The sequence below is a fragment of the uncultured Methanobrevibacter sp. genome (assembly GCF_946184425.1).
Lineage (GTDB): Archaea > Methanobacteriota > Methanobacteria > Methanobacteriales > Methanobacteriaceae > Methanocatella.
In genome coordinates this window covers 1-14,407 of record NZ_CAMHFP010000016.1, presented here as the reverse complement: position 1 = coordinate 14,407, position 14,407 = coordinate 1, and the positions used below count along the sequence as shown (strand labels likewise).

Here is a 14,407-nt window from a genome sequence, read left to right as displayed (position 1 = left end):
AATTAATAAATCTATTTTTATATATTTTTTTCAATAGGATAAAAGATAGATGATATAATGATTATTGAATATTTTACTTCATTTTTTAATGGAATAATGGATATGTTTACTCAAGGAGGTATAATTACTTATATTATTCTTTTTATAGGTATTTATGGTATTATTATTTCTATTAGAAAAATTGCATATCTTAGAAGAATTAGTAAGGTGGATACTACTGAAATTTTTGGTGTTGTAACTGCTTCTATGGAACGTGGGGGAGCTGTTGAAGCATTAAAGCAGATTAATGGTTTTAAAAATCCTATTTCTCGAATCATTTCTGAAACTTTGAAAATTGGTTATAAGAATAAAACTGAAGTTGAAGAGAGTATGGAACAAATTTTCATTGTTGAAGTAGCTAAAATGACTAAAGGGTTAAATACCATTAAAACTCTTACAGAACTGGCTCCATTTTTAGGATTAATCGGTACAGTTATAGGTATTTGGATGACTTTTAAATCATTGGGGGTTCATCCTGATTCTGCCGCTATGGCTGAGGGGATTTATGTTGCATTAACTACCACAATTATGGGTTTGTTAGTTGCTATTATTTTGCTTCCTCTTCATACGTATATTCAGGGATTAATCGAAGCTGAAATGGATAAAATTGAACTTGCTACTAAAATGACTAATTGGGGTTATGCTGTAGTTAAGGTTAGAGTTGATTCAAATGTAGAATGTGCTCTTGAAGCTCTTCAGGAAGCTGAAGGTGTTGTTAATACTAGACTGATTTCAGATCCATATGCAAATATTAAGGTTTCTTTTAAACCAAGTATGTTGGATAAAAGTATTTCGAATATTATTTTAGAGAAATGTAATGTTAATGCTGAAATTACAGAAAGTAAACTTAGACAATAGGTGATTGAATGGCTATTGATGTAAGGAGATATAAGAAAAAAGTTCTTGATCAAAAACCAAGTATTAATTTGGTTCCATTTATTGATATTCTATTCACAATCATGATATTTTTAGTTGTTACAAGTAATTTTTCAGCTACTGATGTTCAGACTGATGATTCTGATGTTGCTTCTGATGCGACTGGAAAACCTAATGTGACTGATGTTTCTGGAGACCAGGAGTATTATGTTGTGCCTGTAGCCGGATTAAATAAAGTTGTCGTTAATGGTCAAGATCGCTCGGATGCAATAGCGGGCAGTGCCGTGGGAGTGCAGGCAAGAGTTATGGACCAAGGTGAAGTTAATATTAAACCTGGTTTAATTGAGATTACTACACCTCCGGGAGTGCCTCCGGAAGTTGCAGTTCAACGTCCAGAGTTATGATTATGAGGGATATTTATGTATACTGGGAGAATTTTATCAATTGGGATGAATAGTGATGGTAAACCTTTTGTGGCTTATCGTGTATCAAGTAGATCATTTCCTAATAGGCAATGTTTAAAATTTGAAAATCGTGCGGCTATTGTACCAAAAGAAGGTTTTGAAAAGGATATTTACGAAAATACATATATTACATATAATTGTATTCGTATTGTGAGGGATATGGCAATCGTATCAAATGGGTCTCATACTGATGTTATTGCTGATAAGATTTCATTAGGCATGAACATTAAGGATGCTATTGCATATTCATTGCTTACTATGGACTATGAAAAGGATGATTATCATACTCCGAGGATTGCGGGGGTTGTGACATCAACAAATAAGAAAGATGAATACGGTTGTTATATTGGAATTGCTAACGATAAAAAATTGTTAGTTGAAGAAGTTCCTTATGGTGATGCAGTATTTATTTCAACTTACGGTAGTCAGGTACATGATGTTGTAGAATTTGATGCTAAAACAGCTGCTGAATCTGCTAAATTTATTTTTGATGAAGGTACTTTTGCTAATTATAAAAAGCCAGTAACTTCTGGTGCTGCTGTTTTTAATGGAGAATGGACTATTGATGTCTATAATCCATAATTTTTTTTATTTTTTTTTAAAATTTTTTTTATGATGATATTATGACAATAGAATTAATTGGTTTAGAAAATATTCCTATTGTTGATGATACAAGTGATATTTCACAGATTATTAAGGATGCTATTGATAAACAGGGTTGTTCTATCAAACATGGGGATATTATTTTGATTGCTGAGACATTAATTTCCAAATCTGAAGGCAATTTTATAAAAATTAATGATTTAACTCCAAGTGAAGAAGCACTTGAATTATCTGAAAAATGTAAAAAGAATCCTAAATTGGTTCAAGCAATTTTAAATGAATCTAATGAAGTTGTTGAAGTTGGGCCTAATTTTATAATTACTGAAACCAAACAGGGTTTTGTTTGTGCTAATGCAGGTATTGATGAATCTAATGTTGGTGATGGGTTAGCTACTCCAATGCCTTTGAATCCAGATAAGTCCGCTTTTGAAATTCGCGAATTTTTAGAAGATGCTTTTGAAGAAGAAATTGGAGTTATAATAACGGATACTCAGGGCAGAGCTTTTAGATTTGGAGCTATTGGGACTGCAATTGGGTGTTCTGGAATTTCATCACTTTGGAGAAGAGTTGGTGAAAAAGATTTGTATGGTAGAGAGTTAGAAACTACTGAAATTGCAACTGCTGATGAGTTAGCTGCGGCTGCATCACTCATTATGGGGCAAGCTGATGAAGGTCTTCCTGTTGTTCTCATTCGAGGATTTGGTAGTTTTGATACTTTAAGAAATGTTGATGCGACAATTGATGACATTAAAATGCCAAAAGAATTTGATGTATTCAGGAAGTAAGTGAAATTTATGATTACTGTGTTGTCTGGAGGAACCGGTACTCCAAAATTATTGCAAGGACTAAAAGAAATTGTTGACCCAACTGATTTGGCGATTATAGTAAATACTTTGGAAAACGATTATTTTTCAGGTGTCTATGTGTCTGCAGATATTGACACTGTTTTATACACTATGGCTGATATGATTAATGAGGAGTTTTGGTATGGTGTTAATGGAGACACTTTCATTACTCATGAAAGGCTTGAAGAAATTGGTTGTCCAGAATTATTGAGGATTGGTGATATTGATAGGGCAACAAAAATTCAAAAGACTCAGTTGATGGTAAAGTATGGTCTGGCGAAAGCTGTCGAAATTCAAGCTGAAAAGATGGGAATCACATCCAAGATTATTCCTATGAGTGAAGAACATTCTGACATTAAAATTATTACTGATATTGGCGAGTTGGAATTTCATGATTTCTTAATAAAACATCAGGCTCAACCTGATGTATTAGATATTAAATTTTCCAAGGTATCTCCTGCTGTCGGTGTTGTAGAATCCATAATAAATTCTGATGCTGTTATTATAGGTCCATCAAATCCGATAACTTCAATTTTACCTATTTTGTCATTGGATGGCGTTAAAGATGCATTAAAAGATACTTATGTTGTTGCGGTATCTCCAATTATTGGTTCGGATTCTGTTTCAGGTCCTGCCAGTAAATTTATGAAGGCATTAGATATTGAAGTTTCATCAGTTGGTGTGGCATCATTATATGAAACTTTTTTAGATAATATTGTAATTGATGATAAAGATTATGACAAAAAACAACAATTAAATCAAATAGTTAATAAGGTAACAATTACAAATACTATAATGAATAGTTTAGATGCTAAGAAAAATTTGGCACAAATTATTATAGATAGTATTCCTTAATTAAAAGAGGCGATTATCAAATGATACAAATGACATTAATACAAATTGACAACTATGGTCCATGGACTGTAACTCCAAGACCACGTACAGAATCTGATTTACAAATGCTTCAAGCTAATTTATTTGCTGATTTAAATAATCATTTCGGTAATAAAAAAGGTTTAGTTTTCTTCACCCGATTTGATAATTTACTTGCAATTTCAAACGGTCTTGATGAGGAAGACCACTTAAGAATTCAAAGATCAATTAGAAATAGATATCCTATTACAGTAAGTATGGGTGTAGGTGCTGCTGAAACACCTCATGAAGCACAAAAATTGGCCACTATTGCTCTTCAAAAAGCAGGCAGTGCTCAATCAGGTGAAAGAAAAGAAATTTTGGCTATAGATAGTTTAGTTAATGAAGAAGATAGTTATGTTCAGGCAGCTCACATTGATATTAACAGTGTAACTGAAACATTAACTGATATTGAATCCGCTTTTGATACTAGTTTCATGGTTAATAAAGCTCAACATTATTTAATGACTAAATTAATTAAGAAAGGAGCATTATTATTCTTCATCGGAGGGGATAATTTCATGTCACCCTGCAATGGTTTAACTGAAAAAGAGATTGAAGAAATCATGATTGAAATCGATGAGGAAATAGGTATTAAACTCAAAGCAGGTATAGGCAGAGGTAAAAATGCTGAAGATGCAGCATACATGGCAGATATAGGTCTTGAAGAAATCCGAGCAAATAACAATGAAATGTGGACTTGGGTTGTCGAAAAAGAATATTAATTGATTTTTATGATGAAAGTAGTTGCGCCAATGGCCGGAATTTCAAATTCCGAATTTTTGAACAAAGTTATTCCATTAGGTTTTGATGTGGCTACTTTGGGTGGTTATAGTTTAGATACACCTACAATTGAAGCAAGCAGAAAAATTGTTGAAAGGGGAAGAAAAGAATTTGATTTCCCTTTGAATGAAATATTTTCTAATATTGAAAATGAAGTTGCTTCAATAAAACAGGTCAACAAAGATGTAAAAGTATCTGCAAATGTTAGGGCAACGACTCCACAACCAATTATTGAAGTTGGTAATATAAAGGAATTGGATATTGTTGAAATTAATTGTCATTGTCGCCAAGATGAAATTACATCAATTGGTTGTGGACAAGAAATGTTGAAAAGGCCTGATTTGGAAGAATTCATATCTCAAATTGTTGATAATGTGGATTGTGAAGTTTCAGTAAAAATCAGGGCGAATATTGAAGGAATCGATACTTTGGAAGTTGCTAAACTAATTGAAAGTTCAGGTGTAGATTATTTGCATATTGATGCTATGAAAAAAGGTGTTTTTGATGCGGACTATGATCTTGTAAAAGAAATTTGTGATGCGGTGGATATTAAAGTAATTGGGAATAATTCACTAAATTGCATTGAAAATATTGAAAAAATGATTGACACTGGAGTTTATGGCTTTTCAATAGCTAGGGCAGTTATTTCTAATAATCTAAACTTTGATATTTCTCATTTTTAATATTTTTAAAACAATTGTTATTAAAATCAATTATTATTTGATTAAAACAATTGTTATTAGAAAAGATTATTAATAGTTTTTAATAAAGATTATGTTAATAGGTGATTTTCATGGATTTTATTACACTTAAGAATATTACAAAAACTTTTGATGATGTTGATGTTCTTAAAGATATTAATTTAAAGATTAATGAAGGAGAAACTTTAGGTATTTTAGGACGTAGTGGAAGTGGAAAATCTGTTTTAATCAACATGCTTAGAGGAACATTGGACTATAAACCTGATGCGGGTAATATTATTATGAATTTAGCTGTTTGTCCAGATTGTTTAGCTGTTGATTCTCCATCTCATGTCGGTGAAAAATGTAATTGTGGTGGAACATTAGAAGCTAAAGAAGTAGATTTCTATAATGCTGAAAGAAAATTGTTTGCAAGTATCAAAAGAAGAATTTCCATAATGTTACAACGTAACTTTGCATTATATGATGAAGAAACTGTAATTGAAAACGTAATGAGGGCAATGCCGGACACTATCGATTATGAAGAAGGTTTATATTTTGCTTTGGAATTATTAGAAATGGTTCAAATGAATCATAGAATTACTCATATTGCTCGTGATTTAAGTGGTGGGGAAAAACAAAGAGTTGTGCTTGCACGACAATTGGCAAAAGGGCCTATGATGTTTTTAGCTGATGAACCTACTGGTACATTAGATCCTCAAACTGCAGTAAAACTTCACAATACTTTGAAAGAAGGTGTAAAAGATGAAGGAATCACCATGTTAATCACATCTCACTGGCCGGAAGTAATGACTGAACTTGCTGACAATGTTATCTGGTTAGAAGATGGTCAGATAAAAGAAGAAGGAGAACCTCAATCTGTTGTAGATCACTTCATGGAAACTGTACCTATTCCAGAAAAACCTGAAATTCCAGAATTTGGTGAAAAACAAGTTGTTCTTGAAGATGTTAAAAAACATTATTATTCCATTGAAAGGGGAGTAGTAAAAGCTGTTGATGGAATAAGTTTGGATATTAATAAAGAAGAAATATTCGGTATTGTAGGATTAAGTGGTTCAGGAAAAACTACTACTACAAGAATGTTAATGGGATTAACCGAACCAAGTAGTGGTGCTATTGAAATTAAACTTGGTGATGAATGGATTGACATGACTAAAGTAGGTCCTCTTAACCGTGGCCGTATCATGCCTTATATTGGATTATTACATCAGGAATATTCATTATATCCTCATAGAACTATTTTAGGTAACTTGACTGATGCTATTAGTTTAAATTTGCCTGCGGAATTTGGTAAAATTAAAGCTATTCATGCATTAACCACTGTTGGATTCTCTGATGCAACTGCTGCATCTATTCTTGATAAGTATCCTGATCAATTAAGTGTAGGGGAAAAGCATAGGGTTGCTCTTGCACAGGTTTTAATTAAAGAACCTAATTTAATTGTGTTGGATGAACCAACAGGTACTATGGACCCTATTACTCGTGTTGTTGTTACTGACTCTATCTTAAAAGCCCGTACTGATTTAGAACAAACATTCATTATCATTTCTCACGATATGGACTTTGTTTTAGATGTTTGTGATAGGGCTGCCCTGATGAGGGGTGGAAAAATATTGGATATTGGTACTCCTGAAGATATTGTTGAACAATTAACTCCAGATGAAAAAGAAGACATGCTTAAAGAGAATAGATAATCTTCTTATTCATTTAATCTTTTTTTTATTTCTTTCCAATTTGGACAGTATGTGTCCATTAATTTTTTAAATTTTTTTCCATGATTAAATTCAATTAAATGACAAAGTTCATGTATCATTACATATTCAAGACAAATAGGATCTTTTTTTGCTAATTTTAAATTTAATGTAATTCTTTTGTCATGATATCTGCAATTTCCCCAGTTTTTCATATTCCTTACTTTGATTTCGGATGGTTTTTTTCCAACAATTTTGCTGCATTTTTCTAAAACTGGTGGGATTGCTTGTTTAAGTTCTGACCTGTATAATTCGTATAATAATTTTTCCCTTGTTTCTTTTTTACTTCTTGGAGGAACGGGCAGATATATGATATTTTCATCATAATCAACAACAATTTTTTTCAAGTCTTCTTTTGAAACCAATTGCAATGTGTATTCCAATCCCCAAAGGTAATGTCTTTCACCACTTTTATATTTCAGTGGTGGCTTAATGTTGTTTTTCAAAATAAGGTCCTGTTTTTTCAAAATCCATTCTTTTCTATATTTTACAAAACGGATTAATTCTTCATAGGGTAATGCATATGGTGCGGAGATTACGACTTCTCCGTTTGGTGGTAAAACTCGAAGGTATAAATTTTTAATTTTTTTCCTATGCAATGTTATTTCGATACCTTCTATTTCTATTTCTTTTGTTCTCATGGTTGTAATAGAATTATAGTTTTAATATTAATTATTATTTTTCATTGGATTAACCTCAAAGACTTTTTTCCAGTTCGAATATTATTGGGTTTATTATAAAGTCTAATCATCTCATCCTAATATTTTCTTATTATGTGAGCTGATTTGATGTTTAAATATTTTTTCTACAAAAAAGGTTATATATTCAGAGTTCAAATAAATTATATTAATATTTTATATTACTTCTTTATCAAAATTATTTTGAAATTTATTGGAGGTTTATTATGACTTGGGAAGATGCACCATCTCATATTTGTAGAGGGGGAGATGTAAGAGGACTTGCTTTTTGTTGTCCTCCAGTAAAACCATGTCCAGTATTAAATGCTTTACAGGAAGTTAATTTAACTCCACAGGAATATATTCAAATTAAAACTCAATTCGCAAAAGAAACTAGATTAGGTGAAGGTGCAGGGACTTGTTTTGGTTCACTTGTTTGGTGTTGTAAACCATCTAAACCTTGCCCATTAAGAGACATGACTTTAAGGAATATGGGGATGAGTCATGATGAGTATTTGGACTTAAAAAAACAGTTGTCCGAAAGGTTAGTCGGTGTTAAAAAACCAGACCCTGATGAAAGAGCTGAAGCTTTGGCTGAAACATTTCATGTTAGTAAACTTGAAGCTATGAATGTTTTAACTGAATGCAATAATGATTTAAGAGCTGCAGTAAAAGTATTGCATGCTAAATCACTTGATAAATCTGATTAAAATGGATTGGACTTCTCTTTATTTTAAAACATCGAATTTAAATGTGTTTATTTTAGGCACGGGGGAAGTCGCAACCAGACGGGCTAATAAATTTTTAAATCATGGTGCTAATGTTAAATTGGCTGGAAACTATTTATCAAACGATTTGAAAGATAAGGGCGCTATTTTATGTCCTGTTAATGATGTTGATGAATTGGTTTCTTGGGCTGATTTGGTTGTAATTGCCAGTGGTGATAAAGATATGTGTGAGTATGTTTCAGATATCGCTCAAAATAAATTGGTAAATAGGGCAGATTTTCCTCAAAAAGGAGATATTATTGTTCCTACAAGTTTTGGAATTGGGGATATTGAAATATCTATTTTTACTAATGGTAAAAGTCCATTGATGGCTCGTCAATTAAGAAAAAAGATTCAATCAGTCATCACTCGGGAAGATATTTTGGAAATTGAACTTCAGGACTATGCACGTTCTGTTCTTAAAGAAACGATTGATGACCAAAAGCAACGCAGAAAATATCTTTATGATATTTTTGAAGATGAAAAGATTAATTGTTTCATCATAAACAATCAAATTGATGAAGCTAAAAGATACATAGATAATTTAATAAGGGGATTATAGTGATACTTAATTTAAGAGTTGACCATAAAATAGCAGATATTCAATCAATGGAAAATATTTCTAAAGACATTGATGAACTATTTTGGAAATTGCAGGAAAAATATTCCATAAGTGATTATGTTGAGATTTCCACATGCAATAGAAAAGAGTATTATCTTCACAGTGAGTATATTTCTGAGGATGATGAGTTATTGTCACATGAAAATCAGAATATTGTCATTGAATATGGTCAATCAGCTGTAATTCATCTTTTAAGGATGACATCAGGTCTTGAATCCATGATTGTTGGTGAAGACCAAATTTTGGGTCAGGTCAAGGATTCAAAAAAGAAAGCCATAAAAAATCATCATTGCGGTAAGGTTTTAGATACTGTTTTTACAAAAGCAATCCATGTAGGTCAAGTTGTTAGAAATAAAACTAAAATTAATAAAGGGTCAGTATCTATAGGTTCTGCTGCAATTGATTTGGCTGAAAAACATATGGGCAGTCTTGATGATAAATCGGTTTTAGTTATTGGTGCTGGAAAAATGGGCAAATTAGTTGCTAAAGCACTTGCTGAAAAAGATTTGAATGCTATTTTTGTTGCAAATAGAACTTATTATGTTGCTGTTGAGCTTGCAAATGATTTGGGTGGCCAAGCTATTTTATTTAATGAACTTGAAAAATATCTGGCTGAAGCCGATTTGGTTATTAGTGCAACCAGTGCTCCGCACACAATCATAGATAAAAAACGTCTTTTAGGTATTGATAGGGATTATGAAAGCTTAATGATGGTTGATATTGCAAATCCTCGCGATATTTCAAATGATGTATCTGAAATTGGTGTTAAATTATTCAATATTGATGACTTAAGGGAAATTGCAGATATGAATACTCAACTTAGAATTAAGGAATTCGGTGAAGCCGAAAACATTATTGAAGAAGAGTTCATTTTACTTAAAGAATCGTTTAAGATAATGGAAGTTGAGAAAACTCTTGCAAATTTAAGGTCATCTATGGAAGAAATAAGGCAACGTGAAACACAAAAAGCTAGTGTTAAGTTGGCTGATGTAGATGGCAGTGTAAAAATTTTAGATAATTTAACAAATTCCATTGTCAACAAGATATTTTTCGACATATCAAAAAAAGTTAAAACAGCTGCAAAAGAAGAAAATGAGGATATTGTTGCAGCATGTGAATATATTTTTAATTCAGATTGATTATTCATACATTCCTTTAACTTCTGTATTTTTAATTTTGGCGGATTGTATTGCATAATCAATATTTTTCATACTTAATACATCTTGATCATTAGCTATTGCATTGTGAAGGGAAGTTTTAAGAATTTTTTCCTTTATGTCTCTTCCAGACATTCCTTTTGTCATTTTAACAATTTTATCTAAATTTAAATCATGTTCTAATGGCATTGTTTTGAGATTTTTTTCAAGAATCTCTTTTCTTTCTTCATCATTAGGGAGGTTAAATTCAATTTCTTCTTCAAATCGGCTTCTCACTGCATAATCGAGGGATGTTGGATTATTTGTTGCACCAATTGTTATCACTGATTTGTTTTCATAAATTCCATCCATTTCAGTTAATAATGAATTTACAATTTCTGAAACATCCCCTCTTAATGCTTGGAATGATCTGTGCAGGGCTATTGCATCGATTTCATCAATGAATATTATTGATGGTGACTTTTCATTAGCTTTTTTGAATAATTCGTGAATTTTAGATGCACTGTCTCCAACATGTTCTCCAATCAATGAGGTAGCTTTAATTAAATGGAGAGGGACATCAAGTTCATTGGCTAATGCCTTAACAAGCATTGTTTTACCTGTACCTGGCATACCGTAAAACAAAATATTTTTAGGCGCCCAAGGTCCGAATTTGTCTGGGTCTTCCAAATATTTAATTAAAACTTTTACTTTGTTTTTGGCATTTTTTTGACCTACAATATCTGAAAGTCTTAATGAGTTATTAATTTTTACTTCATCTATTGACTTGCTAATCTCTTCATCAATGAGTTTTATTTTAGTTTTTTCAGAGATTATCGAACCATTTGGTTTTGCAGTTATAATTTCAAAACCGTAATCGGGTATGATTTTTTGATCAAAAAGATAAGAATTTTCGTTTACTTCTAAACCTAACCATTGTTCGCGTGCATATTCCTCAAATAATTTCTTATTCGTGATTTTAAAATCGTTTTCCATTAAATTGAAATCAAATGGATAACCAACAGCTTTTAAAACAACACATTCAGCATATTCTTTATTTTCATTTTCTACTTTTGCTGATTTTTGGTTAGTTGACTTAATTTCTGCTTTTTTATTATCTGTTTTCAATAAATCACCTCCTTGATTTTGTACAAATTTTTAACATATCTTTTTTTGTATGTTTTATTATTTATAATAGTTGCAATATACTATGAAATGGTGGTTATGTCATGAGCTTTAGGACTAAACGAGTATTATTTATTACACCATTTTACATGATTTTTCAATTCTTCCTATTGAAATACATTTTCTTGCTATTTTGCCAGGTAACTGATATCTATTTAATCGGATTGAGTATTTGTTTGGGTTTGCTGCATTGTGTTCCAATGTTTTTTGAAGCTAAAAAATCTACTTGTGTGGGAAGATTTTTACAGACGGCAGATGGTGTTTGGATGTGGGCTTCTGTAATGTTTTTAATTGATATTGTAGCGATTTATATCATTGGATACTTTGTGAATATTCCGAAATCTGTTATTTTTATATTGTTGTTTATAGTTCCCGTTTTAGGGGTTTATAATTATCATAAAGCTCATAAGTTAGTTGTAAATGAAAAAATATTGGAATTTGATAATTTAACTAAGGATATTAATATCGTACAGTTGTCTGATGTTCATTTTGGTTCTGTAAGACATAAACAGATTATTTCTCAAATTTCTGAGAAATTAAAAGAGTTAGAAAATAGCTGTCAGATAGTCATTATCTCGGGAGATTTAGCTGATGGGTCTTCAGTTGTTGGAGTCCATGATTTTGATGATTTTAAAGATGTTAATATGCCTATTGTTTTCACACCTGGAAATCATGATTTTTATCCTGGAATTGAAAATGTGATAAATGCATGTAAAAATGCTGGAATCATTGTTTTGGATAATGATAAATTAGAATATGAAAATTTGAATATATACGGTTTAACGTATAGTTTTGGAGATATTGCCATGCCCACTTGTGAAGAAATAAAAAGTAATTTAAATCAGAATTTGATAAATATTATCAATTATCATGTTCCCTATTATTGGGAAGAGTTTTCTTCTATGGGATTTGATATTCAATTGTCCGGTCATACTCATGGTGGGCAATTTTATCCGGTCGTTAATATTGCAAATTGGATGTTCAAATATAATAAAGGACTTTTTAAAAATAAACATGGGAAATATATTCATGTTACGACAGGTGTAGGTTCAATGGACACTCCAATGAGATGGGGTACTGATTCTGAATTGGTAATTTTAAAATTAAGAAAAAGATAATATTTGGTGTATTATATGAGAGGATTTAATTTTTGTACAAATTGTGGGGCTAGGTTAACTATTGAGGATAATTTCTGTCCGGATTGTGGTTTAAAAATTGGAAGTTCCGATGAAGAATTTATTCAGGATAATGATTTCTTTTTAAAGTACAATATTAAAATTGAAAATTTGAAACATGAATATGATTTGAAAGTATCGAAAGCTATTGAACTAATTAAAAAGCAGTTTGATCCTTCAGAAATCAGTTATTCTAATTTTATATCTACGATAAATAATAGTAATAATATTTTTTATAATAATATTGAAGTTGCTTCAAACATTATAGAATTAGCTGACAATCCTTCAATTAAAATTAAACAGGAATTGGATAATAAACTAAATACATTAAATAAGATAATTGATAAATTGGAAGATTTCATCGATGAACTGATTATTCATATGGCTGATGAAAGTGATAAAGAAATGGAAAGCCTAACTAAGGAATTAGATGATTTAATTGAGTCTGTAAAAGACTATTAAATCATGTTTTCATATATTTCTTTCATTTTCAAGGAATCCAAATCACGAAGAGGAGTTTCGCAAACTATGTTTGCTTTCCAGCCGTTGTCAATTAAGTTTGCAAGCAAATCTTCAATGTGGGGTCCGTACTCATTACTTTCATCTAATGTGTGGTGTTTAACTTCTCCTCTGGAAGAATATTCGATTGTGGTAAAATGACAATGCAGGCGGTCAATATCCAGTTGATTCTCAATAGCTGAAAAAATGCAATTGTAGTCCTCTTTTTTTGTTAAAAATCCTCGCCCCCTTGCATGAATGTGGGCGAAATCGATTGTTGGTTCAAAATGGTCAAATGTAGCGCATAATTCTACAATTTCATGAATATTTCCTTGTTGTGCTCTTTTTCCTGTTGTTTCTGGTGCAAATGTATAATCTTCAATACCTTCCGCTTCAAGTTCTTCAAAAAGTCTATTGATTGTATTTTTGGATATTTCCATGGTTTTTTCAGGTTTTCGATTCATATATGCACCTGGGTGGAACACTAATCTATAAGCACCCATCCATTCTCCGGCACGTGCCATGGTTATTAAATGATCTAAACTTTTTTCAAGTTTATCTTCTTCCTTTGCACATAAATTTATATAATAAGGTCCGTGCATTGAAACTAAAATATCATGTTTTTCAGATTCTTTTTTTAATGTGGTTGCAGAGGATTCCCCAATTCTTACTCCATATGGAGATTGATATTCGTAGGAATCAAGTCCTTCTTCAGAAATATATTTTGGAGCTTTATATGCTGCACCATTATAATCCACAGGGCTGCCTGCAGGTCCAAAAAGTACATTATGTTTCATTTAAATCAGTAAAAAATAGTAAAAAAGGAATTTATAAAATTCCCATAGCTTTATTAGTTTTTGCAATTGATTTTTCGTTGTCACTTTCCATTTCTAAAAGTGCACGGATAGCATCAATATTTTCAGGTATCACATCAGATTCCTGATGCACTGCCTGCATGTAGAATAATTCATTTCCTACAACATTAATGGATTCTCTCCAAACTGGAATTTCGTATAAATCATTCCTGTTTCTTCCAAGTTCTTTAGCATATTCCATTAATTCAGCAGTTGATCCTAATCCTTCAGCTGCATCAACAACAATAACTCTTGAACGTTTTTCTAAAGCTTCCACAATTTCAGCAGTTTCGACTTCATTGTTGATTTCAACCATAATGTTGTGTTGATGCATTAATGTAGTAGGCACAAGCAATGCCATTGTGGTCACGTCAATACCTTTCATTACAGTTTTTACATCAGGACCGTGGTGAGATGGTACTTTTGGAGGATTTGGAACAATTGAATTAATTGGACCTTTTTTAATTTCAGATGGGTCTGAACCTCTTCTAACCATCACTGCTCTAACTTTTTTAATAT

The 14,407-nt window shown here is 31.5% G+C and carries 17 protein-coding genes; 13 read left to right on the top strand and 4 right to left on the bottom strand.

The features are described from left to right. The first annotated feature begins 57 nt into the window (after positions 1-57). The 8 genes from Q0P94_RS04835 to atwA all read left to right on the top strand — a co-directional run bounded on the left by Q0P94_RS04835 (position 58) and on the right by atwA (position 6,917). Complete coding sequence (locus Q0P94_RS04835; RefSeq protein WP_295114333.1) at positions 58-897, top strand: MotA/TolQ/ExbB proton channel family protein; 840 nt, start codon at positions 58-60, stop codon at positions 895-897. An 8-nt stretch (positions 898-905) separates the two neighbouring features. Then, complete coding sequence (locus Q0P94_RS04830; protein ID WP_295114332.1) at positions 906-1,319, top strand: biopolymer transporter ExbD; 414 nt, start codon at positions 906-908, stop codon at positions 1,317-1,319. A 15-nt stretch (positions 1,320-1,334) separates the two neighbouring features. After that, positions 1,335-1,961 carry an IMP cyclohydrolase gene (locus Q0P94_RS04825; RefSeq protein WP_295114330.1) on the top strand — a complete coding sequence of 209 codons (627 nt, stop codon included), beginning with the start codon at positions 1,335-1,337 and terminating at the stop codon, positions 1,959-1,961. Between the two features lie 41 nt (positions 1,962-2,002). Next, positions 2,003-2,767: a coenzyme F420-0:L-glutamate ligase gene (locus Q0P94_RS04820; RefSeq protein WP_295114328.1), complete on the top strand. Its 765-nt coding sequence runs from the start codon at positions 2,003-2,005 to the stop codon at positions 2,765-2,767. Positions 2,768-2,776: 9 nt separating this feature from the next. Beyond that, positions 2,777-3,682 carry a 2-phospho-L-lactate transferase gene (gene cofD / locus Q0P94_RS04815; protein WP_295114326.1) on the top strand — a complete coding sequence of 302 codons (906 nt, stop codon included), beginning with the start codon at positions 2,777-2,779 and terminating at the stop codon, positions 3,680-3,682. Positions 3,683-3,702: 20 nt separating this feature from the next. Further along, the gene (locus Q0P94_RS04810) at positions 3,703-4,464 is read left to right on the top strand and encodes a GTP cyclohydrolase III (RefSeq protein ID WP_295114323.1); all 762 of its coding nucleotides are present in this window, start codon (positions 3,703-3,705) and stop codon (positions 4,462-4,464) included. A gap of 30 nt (positions 4,465-4,494) precedes the next feature. After that, positions 4,495-5,205 carry an MJ0144 family RNA dihydrouridine synthase-like protein gene (locus Q0P94_RS04805; RefSeq protein WP_367270205.1) on the top strand — a complete coding sequence of 237 codons (711 nt, stop codon included), beginning with the start codon at positions 4,495-4,497 and terminating at the stop codon, positions 5,203-5,205. Between the two features lie 110 nt (positions 5,206-5,315). After that, entirely contained in the window at positions 5,316-6,917 is a 1,602-nt protein-coding gene (gene atwA, locus Q0P94_RS04800) for a methyl coenzyme M reductase system, component A2 (protein WP_295114319.1), read from the top strand. A gap of 5 nt (positions 6,918-6,922) precedes the next feature. Here the strand turns inward: atwA and Q0P94_RS04795 are convergent, their stop codons facing one another. Then, positions 6,923-7,615, bottom strand: a complete 693-nt coding sequence (locus Q0P94_RS04795) for a M48 family metallopeptidase (protein WP_295114317.1) — start codon at positions 7,613-7,615, stop codon at positions 6,923-6,925. A 263-nt stretch (positions 7,616-7,878) separates the two neighbouring features. Here Q0P94_RS04795 and Q0P94_RS04790 point away from each other — a divergent pair, with 263 nt between their 5' ends. The 3 genes from Q0P94_RS04790 to hemA are packed head-to-tail and all read left to right on the top strand — an operon-like array spanning position 7,879 to position 10,179. Next, a complete protein-coding gene (locus Q0P94_RS04790; RefSeq protein ID WP_295114315.1) occupies positions 7,879-8,361 on the top strand; it encodes a methanogenesis marker 9 domain-containing protein in 483 nt (160 codons plus the stop codon). 1 nt (position 8,362) lies between these two features. Then, positions 8,363-8,980, top strand: a complete 618-nt coding sequence (locus Q0P94_RS04785; RefSeq protein WP_367270204.1) for a bifunctional precorrin-2 dehydrogenase/sirohydrochlorin ferrochelatase — start codon at positions 8,363-8,365, stop codon at positions 8,978-8,980. Then, the gene (gene hemA, locus Q0P94_RS04780) at positions 8,980-10,179 is read left to right on the top strand and encodes a glutamyl-tRNA reductase (RefSeq protein ID WP_295114311.1); all 1,200 of its coding nucleotides are present in this window, start codon (positions 8,980-8,982) and stop codon (positions 10,177-10,179) included. The genes Q0P94_RS04785 and hemA overlap by 1 nt, the downstream gene beginning before the upstream one ends. Here hemA and Q0P94_RS04775 read toward each other — a convergent pair whose 3' ends face one another. Beyond that, positions 10,180-11,304 (bottom strand): AAA family ATPase, encoded by a 1,125-nt coding sequence (locus Q0P94_RS04775; RefSeq protein WP_295114309.1) that lies wholly within the window; start codon positions 11,302-11,304, stop codon positions 10,180-10,182. Between the two features lie 101 nt (positions 11,305-11,405). Here Q0P94_RS04775 and Q0P94_RS04770 point away from each other — a divergent pair, with 101 nt between their 5' ends. Both Q0P94_RS04770 and Q0P94_RS04765 read left to right on the top strand, forming a co-directional pair. Then, complete coding sequence (locus tag Q0P94_RS04770) at positions 11,406-12,479, top strand: metallophosphoesterase (protein ID WP_295114307.1); 1,074 nt, start codon at positions 11,406-11,408, stop codon at positions 12,477-12,479. Between the two features lie 15 nt (positions 12,480-12,494). Further along, the gene (locus tag Q0P94_RS04765) at positions 12,495-12,998 is read left to right on the top strand and encodes a zinc ribbon domain-containing protein (protein WP_295114305.1); all 504 of its coding nucleotides are present in this window, start codon (positions 12,495-12,497) and stop codon (positions 12,996-12,998) included. On the opposite strand, the gene Q0P94_RS04760 is transcribed toward Q0P94_RS04765, so the two are convergent. Together Q0P94_RS04760 and Q0P94_RS04755 are read right to left on the bottom strand one after the other, a co-directional pair. Next, on the bottom strand, positions 12,995-13,831 hold the full coding sequence (locus tag Q0P94_RS04760) for a TIM barrel protein (protein WP_295114303.1): 837 nt from the start codon (positions 13,829-13,831) through the stop codon (positions 12,995-12,997). The genes Q0P94_RS04765 and Q0P94_RS04760 overlap by 4 nt on opposite strands. 31 nt (positions 13,832-13,862) lie before the next feature. Beyond that, positions 13,863-14,407: phosphorylating glyceraldehyde-3-phosphate dehydrogenase (locus Q0P94_RS04755; protein ID WP_295114301.1), on the bottom strand; the 545-nt coding region annotated here is incomplete at its 5' end.

Excerpts from the sequence above, each read along its gene's own strand:
- Q0P94_RS04765 (WP_295114305.1), top strand. The coding sequence starts at position 12,495 with ATGAGAGGATTTAATTTTTGTACAAATTGTGGGGCTAGGTTAACTATT.
- Q0P94_RS04825 (WP_295114330.1), top strand. The coding sequence starts at position 1,335 with ATGTATACTGGGAGAATTTTATCAATTGGGATGAATAGTGATGGTAAA.
- atwA (WP_295114319.1), top strand. The coding sequence starts at position 5,316 with ATGGATTTTATTACACTTAAGAATATTACAAAAACTTTTGATGATGTT.
- Q0P94_RS04785 (WP_367270204.1), top strand. The coding sequence starts at position 8,363 with ATGGATTGGACTTCTCTTTATTTTAAAACATCGAATTTAAATGTGTTT.
- Q0P94_RS04835 (WP_295114333.1), top strand. The coding sequence starts at position 58 with ATGATTATTGAATATTTTACTTCATTTTTTAATGGAATAATGGATATG.
- Q0P94_RS04820 (WP_295114328.1), top strand. The coding sequence starts at position 2,003 with ATGACAATAGAATTAATTGGTTTAGAAAATATTCCTATTGTTGATGAT.
- Q0P94_RS04795 (WP_295114317.1), bottom strand. The coding sequence starts at position 7,615 with ATGAGAACAAAAGAAATAGAAATAGAAGGTATCGAAATAACATTGCAT.
- Q0P94_RS04810 (WP_295114323.1), top strand. The coding sequence starts at position 3,703 with ATGATACAAATGACATTAATACAAATTGACAACTATGGTCCATGGACT.
- Q0P94_RS04760 (WP_295114303.1), bottom strand. The coding sequence starts at position 13,831 with ATGAAACATAATGTACTTTTTGGACCTGCAGGCAGCCCTGTGGATTAT.
- Q0P94_RS04805 (WP_367270205.1), top strand. The coding sequence starts at position 4,495 with ATGGCCGGAATTTCAAATTCCGAATTTTTGAACAAAGTTATTCCATTA.
- cofD (WP_295114326.1), top strand. The coding sequence starts at position 2,777 with ATGATTACTGTGTTGTCTGGAGGAACCGGTACTCCAAAATTATTGCAA.
- Q0P94_RS04830 (WP_295114332.1), top strand. The coding sequence starts at position 906 with ATGGCTATTGATGTAAGGAGATATAAGAAAAAAGTTCTTGATCAAAAA.
- Q0P94_RS04770 (WP_295114307.1), top strand. The coding sequence starts at position 11,406 with ATGAGCTTTAGGACTAAACGAGTATTATTTATTACACCATTTTACATG.
- Q0P94_RS04790 (WP_295114315.1), top strand. The coding sequence starts at position 7,879 with ATGACTTGGGAAGATGCACCATCTCATATTTGTAGAGGGGGAGATGTA.